The 15,840-nt window shown below is 32.7% G+C and carries 16 protein-coding genes; 9 read left to right on the top strand and 7 right to left on the bottom strand.

The window, feature by feature from the left end; all coding sequences use genetic code 11:
- Positions 1 to 66 precede the first annotated feature (66 nt).
- Together ACM55H_RS00445 and ACM55H_RS00440 are read left to right on the top strand one after the other, a co-directional pair.
- Positions 67 to 489 (top strand): hypothetical protein, encoded by a 423-nt coding sequence (locus ACM55H_RS00445; RefSeq protein ID WP_416834627.1) that lies wholly within the window; start codon positions 67 to 69, stop codon positions 487 to 489.
- 82 nt (positions 490 to 571) lie between these two features.
- Complete coding sequence (locus tag ACM55H_RS00440; RefSeq protein WP_416834626.1) at positions 572 to 1,054, top strand: septal ring lytic transglycosylase RlpA family protein; 483 nt, start codon at positions 572 to 574, stop codon at positions 1,052 to 1,054.
- A gap of 1 nt (position 1,055) precedes the next feature.
- Here ACM55H_RS00440 and ACM55H_RS00435 read toward each other — a convergent pair whose 3' ends face one another.
- Complete coding sequence (locus ACM55H_RS00435; protein ID WP_416834625.1) at positions 1,056 to 1,523, bottom strand: CYTH domain-containing protein; 468 nt, start codon at positions 1,521 to 1,523, stop codon at positions 1,056 to 1,058.
- A 408-nt stretch (positions 1,524 to 1,931) separates the two neighbouring features.
- Here ACM55H_RS00435 and ACM55H_RS00430 point away from each other — a divergent pair, with 408 nt between their 5' ends.
- The 3 genes from ACM55H_RS00430 to ACM55H_RS00420 all read left to right on the top strand — a co-directional run bounded on the left by ACM55H_RS00430 (position 1,932) and on the right by ACM55H_RS00420 (position 5,764).
- Positions 1,932 to 4,013 (top strand): recombinase, encoded by a 2,082-nt coding sequence (locus tag ACM55H_RS00430; protein WP_416834624.1) that lies wholly within the window; start codon positions 1,932 to 1,934, stop codon positions 4,011 to 4,013.
- 54 nt (positions 4,014 to 4,067) lie between these two features.
- Complete coding sequence (gene dinB, locus ACM55H_RS00425; protein ID WP_416834623.1) at positions 4,068 to 5,153, top strand: DNA polymerase IV; 1,086 nt, start codon at positions 4,068 to 4,070, stop codon at positions 5,151 to 5,153.
- Positions 5,154 to 5,248: 95 nt separating this feature from the next.
- The gene (locus ACM55H_RS00420; protein ID WP_416834622.1) at positions 5,249 to 5,764 is read left to right on the top strand and encodes a PAS domain-containing protein; all 516 of its coding nucleotides are present in this window, start codon (positions 5,249 to 5,251) and stop codon (positions 5,762 to 5,764) included.
- Positions 5,765 to 5,824: 60 nt separating this feature from the next.
- On the opposite strand, the gene ACM55H_RS00415 is transcribed toward ACM55H_RS00420, so the two are convergent.
- From ACM55H_RS00415 to ACM55H_RS00390, 6 genes are all read right to left on the bottom strand, one after another.
- Positions 5,825 to 6,598 (bottom strand): Bax inhibitor-1/YccA family protein, encoded by a 774-nt coding sequence (locus ACM55H_RS00415; protein WP_416834621.1) that lies wholly within the window; start codon positions 6,596 to 6,598, stop codon positions 5,825 to 5,827.
- Positions 6,599 to 6,777: 179 nt separating this feature from the next.
- A complete protein-coding gene (pyk, locus tag ACM55H_RS00410) occupies positions 6,778 to 8,208 on the bottom strand; it encodes a pyruvate kinase (RefSeq protein ID WP_039108529.1) in 1,431 nt (476 codons plus the stop codon).
- 5 nt (positions 8,209 to 8,213) lie between these two features.
- The gene (locus ACM55H_RS00405; protein ID WP_416834620.1) at positions 8,214 to 8,702 is read right to left on the bottom strand and encodes an IPExxxVDY family protein; all 489 of its coding nucleotides are present in this window, start codon (positions 8,700 to 8,702) and stop codon (positions 8,214 to 8,216) included.
- Between the two features lie 113 nt (positions 8,703 to 8,815).
- On the bottom strand, positions 8,816 to 9,556 hold the full coding sequence (gene rnc / locus ACM55H_RS00400; protein ID WP_416834619.1) for a ribonuclease III: 741 nt from the start codon (positions 9,554 to 9,556) through the stop codon (positions 8,816 to 8,818).
- A 5-nt stretch (positions 9,557 to 9,561) separates the two neighbouring features.
- Positions 9,562 to 10,815 (bottom strand): beta-ketoacyl-ACP synthase II, encoded by a 1,254-nt coding sequence (fabF, locus tag ACM55H_RS00395; protein WP_416834618.1) that lies wholly within the window; start codon positions 10,813 to 10,815, stop codon positions 9,562 to 9,564.
- Between the two features lie 179 nt (positions 10,816 to 10,994).
- Complete coding sequence (locus tag ACM55H_RS00390; RefSeq protein ID WP_007137004.1) at positions 10,995 to 11,231, bottom strand: acyl carrier protein; 237 nt, start codon at positions 11,229 to 11,231, stop codon at positions 10,995 to 10,997.
- 175 nt (positions 11,232 to 11,406) lie between these two features.
- On the opposite strand from ACM55H_RS00390, the gene purN reads away from it, so the two are divergent.
- The 4 genes from purN to ACM55H_RS00370 all read left to right on the top strand — a co-directional run bounded on the left by purN (position 11,407) and on the right by ACM55H_RS00370 (position 15,689).
- Positions 11,407 to 11,976, top strand: a complete 570-nt coding sequence (gene purN / locus ACM55H_RS00385) for a phosphoribosylglycinamide formyltransferase (RefSeq protein WP_416834617.1) — start codon at positions 11,407 to 11,409, stop codon at positions 11,974 to 11,976.
- A gap of 2 nt (positions 11,977 to 11,978) precedes the next feature.
- Positions 11,979 to 12,461, top strand: coding sequence for a ribonuclease HI (gene rnhA / locus ACM55H_RS00380; RefSeq protein WP_416834616.1), 483 nt, complete (start codon positions 11,979 to 11,981; stop codon positions 12,459 to 12,461).
- Between the two features lie 105 nt (positions 12,462 to 12,566).
- Positions 12,567 to 13,490 carry a PfkB family carbohydrate kinase gene (locus tag ACM55H_RS00375; protein ID WP_416834615.1) on the top strand — a complete coding sequence of 308 codons (924 nt, stop codon included), beginning with the start codon at positions 12,567 to 12,569 and terminating at the stop codon, positions 13,488 to 13,490.
- A 300-nt stretch (positions 13,491 to 13,790) separates the two neighbouring features.
- Positions 13,791 to 15,689, top strand: coding sequence for an amidophosphoribosyltransferase (locus tag ACM55H_RS00370; protein WP_416834614.1), 1,899 nt, complete (start codon positions 13,791 to 13,793; stop codon positions 15,687 to 15,689).
- The last annotated feature ends 151 nt before the right edge of the window (positions 15,690 to 15,840 follow it).

Raw genomic sequence — 15,840 nt, 5'->3', positions numbered from 1 at the left:
CACGTATTAAAGCGTGGTTTTTTTATGCCTTTTTTTATTATATTTGTTAAAACAAAAACATAATTTATGTACGAATTCATTCAAAAATTTCATTCTGGTTGGGCTTATTTAGCACTTTTATTATTAGTGGTTGCAGTTGTTAATTCCTTTATTGGGATGGCTTCCAAAAAAGAGTTTACTTCAAAAGATAGAAAAATTGCATTATTTGGACTTATAGGAACACATACACAATTATTAATTGGTTTGATTTTATATTTCGTTTCGCCATTAGGTTTCGCTTCATTAGGGCAAATGTCAGATAAAGCATTACGATTAACTTCTCTGGAACACCCATTAATCAATATTATTGCAATTACTTTAATTACTATAGGATGGTCAAAACATAAAAAGTTAACGACTAGTGAGTCAAAATTCAAAACTTTTTCTATTTTTTATGGTTTAGGATTATTACTTATTTTAAGTAGAATTCCATGGTCAATGTGGTTTTAAAAAATCATTTAAAGCTCTAGAAATAGAGCTTTTTTTATCTGGGTATGGTTTTTGTAAAATAGATTAACTTAAAAAAGTATAAATGAAAAAATTAATAACATTATTTTTTTTGCTTGCAATTATAGGATTAGTTAGCAGCCAAAGTTCAATTGTTGATAAACAAAAGAACGCTATACAAAAAGATACTATTAAAAAAAACAAGCCTGGGATTGCACGTCAAGAAATTATCTCAGACACCTTGACAATCGAAAACGGAAAATTTAAAATCTATAAAAAAGAAGCGCACGCCTCTTATTATGCGGATAAGTTCAATGGAAAAAGAACGACCAGCGGTAAAAAATTTGATAATAATAAATATACAGCAGCACATAAAAAACTGCCTTTTGGAACAAAAGTAAAAGTGACTAATGAATCCAACGGAAAATCAGTAATCGTAGAGATTACAGATAGAGGTCCATTTGTAAGATCAAGAGAAATAGATTTGTCAAAACGAGCTTTTAGAGATATCGCTTCACGTAATGACGATGGAGGAATGATTGTAACAATAGCAGTATTGAATAATTAAATCACCAGCTTTTATAAGGATTATTGCTTAAATAAGAATTATAATAACGCTTGTCATTTGTTACTTCATTGCTTAGCCAATTTGGTTTTTCAAAAGTTTCATTTTCAGAGCCAAGTTCAATTTCAGCAATAATCAATCCTTCGTTTTGACCATGAAACACATCAATCTCATAAACATGATTACCTAGTTTAACTTCAAAACGTGTTTTATCAATCACGCCTTTTTCACATAAAAGCAACAAGTTTTTAGCTTCTTCAACTGGGATTTCCTTTTCCCACTCAAAACGAGACAGGCCAGATTCATTAGAAATTCCTTTTATAGTTAGAAATCCCTTATTTCCTTTTATGCGAACACGAACCGTACGTTCCGGAACCGAACTTAAATAACCCTGTGCAATATGATTTTGAGTTAAAGCGGCTCTTTTAAAGGAATCATCTTTAACCAAAAATTTTCGTTCTATTTCAATCATAATGACTTTAGTTTTTGGAGTTGTTTCCGGTTATTCGTTTCAATTTCTCCTTCATAAAATTTTTTTCTATTTTAAAAAAAGGAGCTTCTTGGGTCGCTCTTTTCTTAAAAGAAAAAATAGTTTTTTTCAATCGAAGATTTCCACTGCTACCCGGACTAATTTGATTTGTCAAATATATTGAATATTTCCACTACAATTAATTTATATCCTTTAAGAAGATTTTGTTATCTCTTCCTTCCAATTAGTTTTACTATTCTGAGTAAGACAAAGTGGTATCGACGAAGATTTAAATGGAGTTTTTTAGACAACTTTAAGTTTTGTAAACACTTTTTCAAGAGGTTATTTTATGATTAAGTTAATGAAAGTTGGCAGGTCAATTTGTATTTTTACAAAAATTGAACTAAAATAATGAAATCCCTTTTTAAAGCAAAATCAAAGACAACTCCAGCAGAATTAATCACTAAATTTTTTGACGAAAGTCAGTCTTGGCGTTATAAAGAAGACGATTTAGAACCATTAATTGAATTAATTAGATTGATTCGGCCTTTAAAAACTAAAAATTTAGAAATTGTTGATTTACAAGAAATCATATCTTTTTTAAAGAAAAATTATTTACTCCGAGAACAGTTTTCAATTTATATCAAAGAAATTTTAAACGATAAAAAGTTCAATAAAATCCTTTCTGATGCGGCTATTTTACAAGATGTAGATTTTATTTTTGAAGTCAAAAAAAGAATTTTTGCTAAATTGTTACCCTATCAGCCACAAAAAGACACATTAGAATACATCCTCAATCAAGTTTTTTATCTTGCTAATGATACAATCTGGATTAATAAAATACCATCAAATCAATTAGAAGAATTATACGTTCTTTTAGAATTTAATTCTATTTATGAAAGCACGGAGCCTAATTCGGTTTTATCGGAATTATTGTTTGGAATGTACTTAATTACTCAGCGAATTAGTGGTCGTGCTATGGAAACGGATGTTATTAAAATGGTACCGGAATTTGATGATTATGAAAGTCCTTTCTCTGCTTTTGAAAAGGAATTGTTTCAAATCGAAGACAAAATTAGAAATTCTGAAAATCATTATATCAAGTCGGATGATCTATCGTATGCGCAGCTGTTGGTCTTGCATAAACAATGTGAAGAATTCGTTGATAAAGCATTTCACAACAGTTCAAAATATGGAATTTCGCTTCGGGTAAACCAGAATTTATTAAAAATCAGGCAACAATTAGAACGGTTAAAATTCTTAATTCCGCTATTGCTTGTAGATAAAGAGAACGGTAAAAAGAGCAACGGTATCGCATTGGCGTTACATTTAATTAAATACAATTGCTACAAAAATAATGTCCGAAAATTTATTGGTGAAAGTACCCAACTGATTTCCTATGAAATAACGCAACATACGGCTAAAACTGGCGAACATTACATTACTGAAGACCGAAAGGAATATTTTAAAATGTTTCGAACTGCATTAGGAGGAGGATTTATCGTGGGCATATTATGTGTGATTAAAGTTTTACTCTCCAGAGCGGACACAAGCTTTTTTGGACACGCTTTTCTTTACAGTATGAACTATGCTTTTGGGTTTATAGCTATTTACCTTTTGGGTTTCACTTTGGCTACAAAACAACCTGCTATGACTGCTTCGGCTTTGATAAAAGCTTTGGAAGAAGGTGTTATAAAACAAGGTAGAGATACTGAAAAATATAAAGCTTTTGCGATTCTTTTTGCGCGTGTTTTTCGCTCGCAGTTTATAGCATTCGTTGGGAATGTTATTATGGCTTTTCCGGTTTCATTACTTGGAATTTGGCTTATTGATTATACTTTAGATTATAATATTGCCGCTACTAAATGGGAGTCGTTGCTCATTGATATAAGTCCAATACATTCGTTGGCTATTTTTCATGCAGCTATTGCCGGAGTATTTTTGTTTTTATCAGGAATTATTTCGGGGAGTATTGCCAATAGGGATAAACACAATCAGGTTTTTTTCCGGATAACGGAACATCCCTTGCTTAAAAGAAGTTTAGGAAAAGATAGGACGCTTAAATTAGCAAAACTGTATGAGAAAAGATGGGCAGGAATTGTTTCCAATTTTTGGTTTGGTATATTCATGGGAAGTACAGCATCTATTGGTTTGTTTTTAGGGCTGAATCTGGATATTCGACATATCACTTTTGCCAGCGGAAATTTAGCTTTAGCATTATACGGAGCAAATTATGAAGTCAGTGAGTCAATGTTATTTTGGGGTGTTTTTGGAATTGGTATTATAGGTTTGGTTAACTTTATGGTAAGTTTTAGTCTGTCATTGGGATTGGCCTTTCGCTCAAGAGCCATTTCATTATTTGAGTTGCGATTTGTCACAATTTCCATTTGGAACCATTTCAAGTCCCGTCCATTTAGTTTTTTCTTTCCCACAGAAAAAAAACACAAATCAGAAGTAGTAGAAAATTATTTAAGTTCCGAAGCTAAAATATAATCTTTAGAATAGAAAACCATTAGAAAATAGTTCTGGATATATAAGTATTAAAATATGCAGGAGGAGTCAGTGCTAAATAGAAAAATCATACACGTTGACATGGATGCATTTTATGCCTCGGTGGAGCAAATGGATAATCCCGCATTGCGAGGAAAGCCTATTGCTGTAGGAGGTTCTGAAAATCGTGGGGTGGTTGCGGCGGCGAGTTATGAAGCTAGGAAATTTGGTGTTCGCAGTGCCATAAGTGGTGTTATGGCTAAGAAAAATTGTCCGGAGCTCATTTTTGTAAGACCACGATTTGATAGATACAAGGAGATTTCGACTAAGATCCATAAAATTTTTCATGAGTACACGGATTTGGTGGAGCCTTTGTCGCTCGATGAGGCCTATTTAGATGTAACTAATAACAAAAAAGGGAACCCTAGTGCTACTTTATTGGCACAGGAAATAAGACAGCGTATTTTCAATGAAGTAGGTTTAACGGCGTCGGCAGGAATATCTGTCAATAAGTTTGTGGCTAAAATTGCTAGTGATTATAATAAACCTAATGGACAAAAAACGGTAAATCCTGATGAAGTCATTTCATTTCTGGAAGAATTACCCATCCGAAAATTTCATGGTGTTGGAAAAGTCACTACCGAAAAAATGTACCAACTAGGAATTTTTACCGGAGTAGAATTAAAAAGTAAATCATTGGAATTTTTAGAGAAACATTTTGGAAAATCGGGGAGTTTCTATTATCATGTCGTGAGAGGGATTCATAATAGCGAAGTGAAATCAAATCGAATTACAAAATCTGTTGCGGCAGAACACACTTTTGATGTGAATCTCTCTTCTGAAATTTACATGTTAGAACAGCTTGAAACTATTGCCGGTGCATTAGAAAGAAGATTGAAAAAATACAATGTTGCAGGAAAAACAATTACTTTAAAAATAAAATACAGCGATTTTACACAACAAACCCGAAGTAAAACATTGCCTTATTTTATTTCTGATAAAGCATTGATAGTAGAAATCGTAAAAGAACTGTTGTATCAAGAACGAATGAAAGATTCCGTACGATTGCTTGGAATTTCATTAAGTAATTTAAATACCGAAGAGAAGAAATTTATTGTTGTACAGTTAAAATTTGATTTTTGATTGAGAATTGACCTCGTTCAACAATGGTTAAAATCAGCTATTTGCTATTTTGTTTTTATAAATAAAATTACATTTGACTTCAAAATCAAAATAGTATGAGTAGTTTTAAACAATATGATGTAGCCATTTCGGAATATCACATGGGGCTAAGTGTAAAGAGACTGCCCGTTTTTTCTTGGGATTTTAATCATGAATTTATAGTAGAACTAAAAAAATCGTTTCTGGATTTAAATAAACTTAAATCAATTGCATTAAAAAACAAGTGGACTAGTCATAATTTAGATTTAAAATCAAGGCTAACCGAAGAAGTAATAATAGTTACAGATGTTAACTTAAGTATTGTTTTTGCTTCTCATAATATGTTGAAAATGAATGGTTATGTAGAGGCAGAAGTTTTGGGTAAAAGCCCTAAAATGTTCCAAGGTCATGCTACTGATTTAACAACTTCAAATGAGATTCGTGATGCAATTCAACTTAAACAACCTTTTGAAAAAACGGTTATGAATTATAAAAAAAATGGAGACCTCTATTCGTGCTTGATAAAAGGATTTCCGGTCTTTAATTTGAAAGGAGACTTAAGTCATTATATTGCTTTTGAGAAAGCGGCTTAAATTAAGAAACCCTTTCTGATTCAGAAAGGGTTTCTTATTATTGAATATCTTACAATAGATTTAGTTTTTACTGTTTAGCTTAGAAAGTAATCGTAAAAACTCTATGTATAACCAAACTAGTGTTATCATTAATCCCATAGCGCCATACCATTCCATGTATTTAGGCATTTTTTGTTCGGCTCCTTTTTCGATTCTGTCAAAATCCAAAAATAGATTTAAAGCAGCAATAACTATCACAAAAATACTGATTCCAATGCTCATCATCGAGTTGCCATAATGAACGGGCACAAAGCTGGTAAACATAGAAAATAACCAAGATATTAGATAGTAAGTTGCAATAGCAAGCGTAGCAGCTACAACAACTGATTTGAACTGCTCTGTTACTTTTACAATTTTATATTTATACAATCCTAGACAAACTGCAAAAGTTACAAACGTAGCTCCAACCGCCTGAATCACAATCCCGGGATACATGGCTTCAAATATTGCCGAAATCCCACCGATGAATAATCCTTCGAACAAAGCATAGCCCGGAGCCAGATACGGGGAGTATTGTGGTTTGAAAGCTGAAATCACGACTAGAATAAGTCCTACAATAGCACCGCCAATTGCCGGAACTATTGGATTTATACCATTAAATGCCAACCACCAAATTACCATTGCAGAAGCCGTAAGAAGTAAAAATAGAATTAAACTCTTGTTGATCGTTCCTGACAAAGTCATTTCTTGGTTGAAATCAATTAGAGTGGCCTGATGTACTTCGTCTTTTCTTGAAACTGCTGTTGATGAAAAAGTTTTATTATTTAAAAATGGATTTTTAGAATTGAAACTCATAGTTGGTGCGATTTTTTGTTCATCAAATATAAATTTTATTTTATAGAAGAATGTTTAATTGTTCTTAATTTTTTTCGAATGAAAATTTAAATATTTTTTTAATTGAAAAAATCTAGTCAAAAAAAATCCGTCTCGTTATTAAACAAGACGGATTTTATAGTAATTTAAATAGCTTAAATCTATTCTATTTCAGAAACTCTTAAGGTATTTACCATTCCTTTATCTTTAATAGGCATTGCTGCTAAATTGATAAGGAAATCACCTTTTTGTACAAAACCTTTTTGTTTTACAATTTCGTTAATGTCAGTTACAGTATCATCTGTGCTTACATCCTTAGAGTACATGAAAGATTTTACTCCCCATAATAAATTAAGTTGTGTAAGGATTCTTTTATTAGATGTAAAAACTAGAATATGTGCATTTGGTCTCCAAGCCGAAATCTGGAAAGCAGTATAACCACTATTAGTCAATGTACAGATAGCTTTTGCTTTGATAACATTAGCCATAGTTGCAGCATGGTGACAAATTGTTTTAGTAATAAAACGTTTTGTTTTGATTTGTGGCGTATTTTGTGGTACTTGAATAAGTGGAGAATCTTCAACTGCTTCAATGATTTGAGTCATTTTTTGGATTACTTGAACTGGATAATTTCCAGTAGCAGTTTCTCCAGAAAGCATTACAGCATCAGCACCATCCATAACTGAGTTCGCAACGTCATTTACCTCTGCACGTGTTGGCGTAAGGCTGGTGATCATTGTTTCCATCATTTGCGTAGCAACGATAACTGGAATACGAGCTGTTTTAGCTCTGCGAATTAATTCTTTTTGAACTAAAGGTACTTCATGAGCAGGAAGTTCAACTCCTAAATCTCCACGAGCCACCATTAAAGCATCACAATAAGCAACAATTTTGTCGATGTTTTCTAATGCTTCCGGCATTTCTATTTTGGCAACAATTGGAATTTTATATTCTGAATGTTGTGCAATTAATTCCTGCAAGTCTTGTAAATCTCTTGGTGTTTTTACAAAAGATAATGCAATCCAATCTACATTTTGCCCAATAGCAAAAATAGCATCAGCAATATCTTTTTCAGTCATTGCTGGAAGAGATATTTTTGTATTTGGAAGATTTACTCCTTTTTTAGATTTCAACTCACCACCTTGAATTACTCTTGCTATAACTTCTGATTTTTTATCAGTTTCAACAATTTCGAAAATAAGTTTTCCATCATCAAGCAAAATTCTTTCTCCAGGATTTACATCATTTGGAAAGTTTTGGTATTTCATGAATACTTTTTTTGCAGTTCCAAGGATATCCTCAGCAGTAGTGAATGTAATTAAGTCACCATCATGAACTACAACACCTTCTTCCATAACTCCTACACGAAGTTTAGGTCCTTGTAAATCTCCCAGGATTGCAGTAGTGTAGCCAAACTCTTCATTTAGACCTCGTATGATATTGATTTTTTGTTTTACATCTTCGTAGTCAGCATGTGAAAAATTCACTCTAAAAACATTTACACCTGCATCAATCATGTCTTTAATGATCTCTCTTGTACTACATGCAGGCCCAAGTGTGGCTACAATTTTAGTTTTTTTGTTTGTAAGCATTGGTATTAAAAAATTAAATTGTTTTTTGATTTGATTTGATTTGTATCTACGGTATAAAGTGTAGATATGCTATCGATTTTATTTAATATAGTCTGTATTGTTGATACGCTCCTTGTATCTTCAATATTCTCTATTTTTAAGAAATAATCTACTTTTTTAAACTCAGGAAGTAAAAAGACTTTTGTTGAAACTTCCATTGTAACATTTGAAAATAAATTTTGGCTAATTCCCTTTTTTTGTTGAACTACCTCATTTTTATTTTGAATCAAATTCCAAGTGATTGCTTTTTCATTATCATAATAATAGAATCTTGAAAAATTTGTTTCCCCTTCTTCTATATTAATCTGAATTTCATTCTTGCTTTTACTTAAATTTATTGGCAATAATTGATTAATAAAAAAAGCCAATCTATAGTCTTCTAATGAAGTATGTATAGCAATTAAATAGTAATCTATTTCGTCAAATTCTCCAAGATCTAGTTTATGAATAGCCATTTCATGAAAAAATAAGTTGTAAATATAGTATTTCTATCGATGTTCTAACCTATCTAAATAGGATGATTTTGTTAAATTATCAACGAAAACGTTATAGGTTTAAGAAAATGACGTTATTTTCTGTCCATTTTTTCTTGAAATGCAAAATAAGCGCGTTGGGATGCTTTCTCTTCCGCCTTCTTTTTAGAAGTTGCTCTTGCTTTTGCAATTACTTTATCATCGATGCTGAGTTTAACTCCAAACAACCGTTGTCCATCTATTGCATTGTCCTCAAAAATATCATAGTGAAATATTTTTTTCTCTTTTTGACACCATTCTATAATTAAACTTTTATAACTAATTACCTTTCCTTCCAGTCGGGCAATATCTACATAGGGGACGATGACTCTTTTCTGGATGAATTTTTCGCAATAGACATATCCTCTGTCTAAATAGATTGCTCCAACTAGCGATTCAAAGATATTACCATGTATGTTTTCTCCAAAATGTTGCAATGGCACTTTACTTTCTATATACTGTACCAGATTTAAATCCTTTCCTAATTCGTTCAAATGTTCTCTGCTTACGATTTTTGAACGCATTTTTGTCAAATAACCCTCGTCACCAGCAGGAGCTTTATTAAATAAATGGGCTGCAATTACGGAGCTTAACATGGCGTCACCCAAAAACTCCAATCTTTCGTAATTGATTGGGTTTCCCAGAACATCCAATCGATTAGAGGAGCGGTGTGTGAATGCTTTTTTATAGTAATCTAAATTATCAGGGGCAAATCCTAAAATTTTCTGAATAGAATCAAAAAAAATCCCGTCTTCTAGAGAACGGGATTTCGAAAATATTTTTCTAATTATACGCATATAATTTAGATATCTAATTTTTTTACCAATACACAAGCATTGTGTCCTCCAAAACCAAAGGTATTACTCATTACAACATTCATTTCTCTTTTTTGAGGAACATTAAAAGTAAAGTTTAGTTTAGAATCAATACTTTCATCATTAGTAAAATGATTTATTGTAGGTGGTACTATTCCGTGTTTCATAGAAAGAATAGAAGAAATAGTTTCAATTGCTCCGGCAGCACCAAGTAAATGGCCTGTCATTGATTTAGTTGAATTCAGATTCATGGTATAAGCATGTTCGCCAAAAACATGTAATATAGCTTTAGATTCTGCCATGTCTCCAAGAGGAGTAGAAGTTCCGTGCATATTCACACCATCAACATCACTTGCCTGTAAACCTGCGTCTCTTAAGCAATTCAACATTACGTTTTTAGCACCTAATCCTTCAGGATGTGGAGCAGTAATATGATGTGCATCTGCTGACATTCCGCCACCACCAATTTCGCAATAAATTTTTGCACCACGAGCTATAGCATGTTCGTATTCTTCAAGGACAAGAGCACCTGCTCCTTCACCTAGAATAAATCCATCTCTGTCTTTATCCATTGGTCTTGAGGCTGTTTTTGGATCGTCATTTCTTGTAGATAAAGCATGCATGGCATTAAATCCACCCATTCCCGCAATAGTTACCGCAGCTTCAGAACCACCTGTAACCATGGCATCTGCATGACCCAATCTGATATAATTGAAAGCATCAATAATAGCGTTTGTAGAAGAAGCGCAAGCTGAAACAGTTGTAAAATTTGGCCCTCTAAAACCATATTTTATTGAAATATGACCACCAGCTATATCGGCAATCATTTTAGGGATAAAGAAAGGATTGAATTTTGGGGTACCGTCACCAGCAGCAAAATTAAGAACTTCTATTTGAAACGTTTCTAATCCGCCAATTCCTGATCCCCAAATAACACCAACTCTGTCTTTATCTAATTTTTCAAAATTGAAACCTGCATCTAGTACAGCTTCGTCAGATGCAACCATGGCATATTGAGCGTAACGGTCCATTTTTCTGGCTTCTTTTCTATCTAAAAAATCTTCTGCATTAAAATTCTTCAATTCGCATGCAAATTGTGTTTTAAATTTTGAAGCATCAAAATAAGTTATTGGTGCCGCTCCACTAACACCGTTAATGAGACCATTCCAATACGCTTCAATATTATTTCCTATAGGAGTAAGAGCGCCTAAACCTGTTACTACAACTCGTCTTAATTCCATAAATTCTTTATTTTGTTATCTTTAAACAAATAAAACCCATGCTGATACTGTATTATATAGTACAAAATAGCGATGGGTAATACAATAAATATCTTTTTGATTGAAATTCAATCTCGAATTTAATTTTAAAAAAAAATAATAACACCCGTTTACAGGATTGCAAACGGGTGTGTAATTTATTATTTTTTAGCTTCCTCGATGTAAGAGATTGCTTGACCTACAGTAGCGATGTTTTCTGCTTGATCGTCTGGAATTTGAATGTCAAATTCTTTTTCGAATTCCATAATAAGCTCAACAGTGTCTAATGAGTCAGCTCCTAAATCATTAGTGAAGCTTGCTTCTGTTACAACTTCGTTTTCGTCAACACCTAATTTGTCTACGATAATCGCTTTTACTCTTGATGCAATGTCTGACATAATCTTTAATTTTAGAATTTAATTTGTTGGCAAAAATAAAAAACTTTATTTTAAAACAACTAAATAGTTAATAAATGTGACAACTAATTTATAAAATATATTTGACAAAGCCTTCGCAATGTTATTTAATTTCATTTTTTATGCCTTTTTTTGCATAATAAAAAAGGGTTGAATTATGAAAAAAATAGTGATTTTCGCTTCTGGATCGGGGACTAATGCTGAAAACATCATCAAGTATTTCGCTGCAAAAAAAATTGGAAGCGTTGAAGCGGTGTTTACAAATAACCCAAATGCTAAGGTAATTGAAAGAGCAAAAAAATATGAGATTCCAACGGAAGTTTTCTCAAAAACAGAATTATTTGAAAGTAAAATATTACAAAAAATTAATAATATAAAACCAGATTTGATTGTTCTGGCTGGATTCTTGTTAAAATTTCCTGAGAATATCATCGAAGCCTATCCTAATAAAATAATAAATATTCATCCGGCCTTGTTGCCAAAGTATGGCGGAAAAGGGATGTATGGGATGCACATACACAGAGCAATTGTTGGAAATAAAGAAAAAGAAACGGGTATTACTATTCATTTTGTAAATGAAAATTATGATGAAGGAAATATTCTTTTTCAAAAAAATGTAGTTTTATCAGGAGACGAAACTCCAGAAGAAGTTGCTGAAAAAATTCATGAATTGGAGCAAAAATATTTTCCTGAAATAATTGAAAAACTCATAACAAATAGCTTGTAATTTTGAATATTCACGACGTACATATATATACTGATGGCGCTGCAAAAGGAAATCCAGGCCAAGGTGGCTATGGAGTGGTTATGGAATGGGTAGGGAAGCCGTATAAGAAGGAGTTTTATGAGGGTTTTCGTCATACCACTAATAATAGAATGGAATTGCTGGCGGTAATTGTGGGTCTTGAGAAATTGAAAAACCCCAATACGAGAGTTTTAGTGGTTTCCGATTCTAAATATGTTGTGGATTCCGTTGAGAAAAAGTGGGTTTTAGGTTGGGAAAAAAAAGGGTTTGTGGATAGGAAAAATTCCGATTTGTGGAAACGTTTTTTGGTTGTGTATAGAAAACACAAAGTCAATTTCAAATGGATAAAAGGACATAATAATCATGTTCAAAATGAAAGATGTGACGAGTTGGCAGTTATGGCTTCGATGCAAAAGCAACTTTCTATAGATGCTTTTTATGAAAAGGAAGAGGGGAAGTTGTTGTAAAACAATGGATTCCAGTGAAATAAATTAGCAAAACTTTACGACTGGGACCCTTTGCTATTTTATAACTTATGAACTATCTTTGCGCTTTAATTCGAAACACATAAAATGAATAAATTATTGATTGTTGGAACTGTAGCTTTCGACGCAATTGAAACTCCTTTTGCAAAAACAGATAAAATCTTAGGCGGCGCAGCAACATATATAGGATTATCAGCATCTTATTTCAATTTACAATCGGCAATAGTTTCTGTAGTTGGCGATGATTTTCCACAAGAATATTTAGATTTATTAACCGCAAGAAACATAGATATTTCTGGTATTGAAGTTGTAAAAGGCGGAAAAACTTTCTTTTGGAGCGGTCGTTACCATAATGATTTAAATTCAAGAGATACTTTAGATACTCAATTAAACGTTTTGGCAGATTTTCAGCCAAAGGTTCCTCAAAATTTCAAAAATTCGGATGTAGTGATGTTAGGAAACTTGCATCCATTAGTACAAAGCAGTGTTTTAGACCAAATGGAAACACAACCTAAATTGGTAGTTTTAGATACTATGAATTTTTGGATGGACTGTGCTTTACCGGAATTATTGGATGTGATTAAACGTGTAGATGTAATTACCATTAATGATGAAGAAGCAAGACAACTTTCGGGAGAATATTCTTTAGTGAAAGCTGCTGCAAAAATTCATACCATGGGGCCAAAATACGTGGTGATTAAAAAAGGAGAACACGGAGCTTTATTGTTTCATAACAAAGAAGTTTTCTTTGCTCCGGCATTACCTTTAGAAGAAGTTTTTGATCCAACAGGAGCTGGAGACACTTTTGCAGGTGGATTTGCAGGATTTATTACGCAAAGTGAGAATATTTCATTCGAAAATATGAAAAATGCTATTATCTATGGTTCTAATTTAGCTTCATTTTGTGTAGAGAAATTTGGAACAGAAAGAATGATTGGTTTAGATAAAGAAGAGGTGCTGTCAAGATTGAAACAATTCAAATCATTGACACAATTTGATATAGAATTATAATATTTCAAACCTCGGAAACGGGGTTTTTTTGTTCAATAAATTTGGTTAATGACATTATGCAAAACAATGTGTTCTTGAACTAGTTCAATGTAAAACAACTAAAATAAGCACAACTTTGTAGCATCATTAAGTAAATTATAAAAACGAGGGGTTTATATGATTGAAAATAATATAGATTCATTGAGCCCAAAGGATTTAAAAGATTAGAATTTAAAAATGAAACGATTTAGCTTGTTTCTAATAAACAATAAATTGTAAAATTCTTTCTAAATAACAAACACAACAACAAACAACAACACAATGAGCGACGCTTTACAACACGAATGTGGAATAGCCTTAGTTAGACTACTTAAACCGCTTGAATTTTACAAAGAAAAATACGGAACTGCTTTCTACGGAATACAAAAAATGTATCTCCTTATGGAAAAGCAACACAATCGCGGGCAGGATGGAGCTGGTTTTGCAAGTATTAAAATGGATGTTGAACCTGGCGAGCGATATATAAGCCGCGTGCGATCAAACCATGCGCAACCTATTCAGGATGTATTTAAACAAATAAATGAAAGAATAAATGAAGAAATGGTGGCGCATCCGGAATATGCGGATGATGTGCCACAACTAAAAGCTAATATTCCTTATATAGGAGAGTTGTTTTTGGGACATGTACGTTACGGAACTTTTGGGAAAAATAGTATCGAAAGCGTACATCCATTTTTACGCCAAAGCAATTGGATGCATAGAAATCTGATATTGGCTGGAAATTTCAATATGACCAATGTAAAAGAACTTTTTCAAAACTTAGTAGAACTTGGTCAGCATCCAAAGGAAATGGCAGATACGGTTACTGTTATGGAAAAAATCGGACATTTTTTAGACAAAGAAGTGATGCAATTGTATCAAGATTGTAAAGAAGAGGGTTTGTCTAAAAGAGAAGCTTCACCAGTTATTGCAGAACGATTAGATATTGCTAAAATTTTGAGACGTTCTTCTAAAAATTTAGATGGAGGTTATGCAATGGCAGGACTTTTAGGGCACGGAGATTCATTTGTATTTAGAGATCCTGCAGGGATACGTCCCGCTTATTTTTATCAAGATGACGAAGTAGTTGTTGTTGCTTCTGAAAGACCGGTTATACAAACCGTTTTCAATGTGCCTTTCGAAAAAGTACAAGAAATAGACCCAGGGAGTGCATTAATAATTAAGAAGAATGGAACGGTTTCTATGCAGGAAATTCTTCCTCCAACAGTTAAAAAAGCATGTTCTTTTGAACGTATTTATTTTTCAAGAGGAAGTGATGCTGAAATCTATCAGGAAAGAAAAAATTTAGGAAAATTGATTTTGCCTGCCGTTTTGGAAGCCATTGACGAAGATACGGATAATACCGTTTTTTCTTATATTCCAAATACTGCCGAAACTTCTTTTTATGGATTAGTTGAAGCGGCTCAGGATTTTCTAAATCAAAGAAAGAATAATTACATTCTTGAAAATAGAAATACCTTAACTAAGGATTCTTTACAAGAATTACTTTCGGTAAAAATCCGTACAGAGAAAGTAGCGATTAAAGACGCGAAATTAAGAACATTTATTACAGAGGACAGTAGTCGTGATGACTTGGTAGCTCACGTTTATGATGTTACTTATGGTGTTATCAAACCAACAGATAATTTGGTAATTATTGATGATAGTATCGTACGTGGAACTACGTTAAAAATGAGTATTATCAAAATGATGGATCGTTTGAATCCAAAACGAATTGTAATCGTTTCATCAGCACCACAAATTAGATATCCAGATTGTTACGGAATTGATATGGCTAAACTGGAAGGTTTAGTAGCATTTAAAGCAGCTTTGGAATTACTAAAAGAAAGAAACTTATATCACATTGTAGATGAAGTATATTTGAAATGTAAAGCACAGGAAAACTACATTGACAGTGAAGTTGTAAATTATGTAACGGCAATCTATGAGCCTTTTCAACCGCAAGAAGTTTCAAACAAAATTGCCGAAATGTTAAGCTCTCCTGAAATCAATGCTGAAGTCAAAATAATATTTCAAACCGTAGAAGATTTACATATTGCTTGTCCTAAAAACTTAGGGGATTGGTACTTCACTGGAGATTACCCTACACCTGGAGGGAATCGAGTAGTGAATCGTGCATTCATGAACTTTTATGAAGGAAAAGATGCTAGAGCATACTAGTAATAGGTGTAATTTAGTTATTAATCGGTTTTATATGTTGTTCATCTAATTTATTTGGTGACAACCAAGAACTAGTATAAATTTGAATCACCATAACATTAGTAGGTTAAGTTTATGGTAGATTTGGGGCAAAAAGGGTGGAAGAAATTCC

This window comes from Flavobacterium cryoconiti, from assembly GCF_048158645.1.
Taxonomy (GTDB): domain Bacteria; phylum Bacteroidota; class Bacteroidia; order Flavobacteriales; family Flavobacteriaceae; genus Flavobacterium; species Flavobacterium cryoconiti.
This window is presented reverse-complemented; position numbering and strand designations above follow the sequence as displayed.

What these genes read in the sequence shown, in the direction of transcription:
- ACM55H_RS00445 (WP_416834627.1), top strand. Translation starts at nt 67, where the DNA reads ATGTACGAATTCATTCAAAAATTTCATTCTGGTTGGGCTTATTTAGCA.
- ACM55H_RS00440 (WP_416834626.1), top strand. Translation starts at nt 572, where the DNA reads ATGAAAAAATTAATAACATTATTTTTTTTGCTTGCAATTATAGGATTA.
- ACM55H_RS00435 (WP_416834625.1), bottom strand. Translation starts at nt 1,523, where the DNA reads ATGATTGAAATAGAACGAAAATTTTTGGTTAAAGATGATTCCTTTAAA.
- ACM55H_RS00430 (WP_416834624.1), top strand. Translation starts at nt 1,932, where the DNA reads ATGAAATCCCTTTTTAAAGCAAAATCAAAGACAACTCCAGCAGAATTA.
- dinB (WP_416834623.1), top strand. Translation starts at nt 4,068, where the DNA reads ATGCAGGAGGAGTCAGTGCTAAATAGAAAAATCATACACGTTGACATG.
- ACM55H_RS00420 (WP_416834622.1), top strand. Translation starts at nt 5,249, where the DNA reads ATGAGTAGTTTTAAACAATATGATGTAGCCATTTCGGAATATCACATG.
- ACM55H_RS00415 (WP_416834621.1), bottom strand. Translation starts at nt 6,598, where the DNA reads ATGAGTTTCAATTCTAAAAATCCATTTTTAAATAATAAAACTTTTTCA.
- pyk (WP_039108529.1), bottom strand. Translation starts at nt 8,208, where the DNA reads ATGCTTACAAACAAAAAAACTAAAATTGTAGCCACACTTGGGCCTGCA.
- ACM55H_RS00405 (WP_416834620.1), bottom strand. Translation starts at nt 8,702, where the DNA reads ATGGCTATTCATAAACTAGATCTTGGAGAATTTGACGAAATAGATTAC.
- rnc (WP_416834619.1), bottom strand. Translation starts at nt 9,556, where the DNA reads ATGCGTATAATTAGAAAAATATTTTCGAAATCCCGTTCTCTAGAAGAC.
- fabF (WP_416834618.1), bottom strand. Translation starts at nt 10,815, where the DNA reads ATGGAATTAAGACGAGTTGTAGTAACAGGTTTAGGCGCTCTTACTCCT.
- ACM55H_RS00390 (WP_007137004.1), bottom strand. Translation starts at nt 11,231, where the DNA reads ATGTCAGACATTGCATCAAGAGTAAAAGCGATTATCGTAGACAAATTA.
- purN (WP_416834617.1), top strand. Translation starts at nt 11,407, where the DNA reads ATGAAAAAAATAGTGATTTTCGCTTCTGGATCGGGGACTAATGCTGAA.
- ACM55H_RS00375 (WP_416834615.1), top strand. Translation starts at nt 12,567, where the DNA reads ATGAATAAATTATTGATTGTTGGAACTGTAGCTTTCGACGCAATTGAA.
- ACM55H_RS00370 (WP_416834614.1), top strand. Translation starts at nt 13,791, where the DNA reads ATGAGCGACGCTTTACAACACGAATGTGGAATAGCCTTAGTTAGACTA.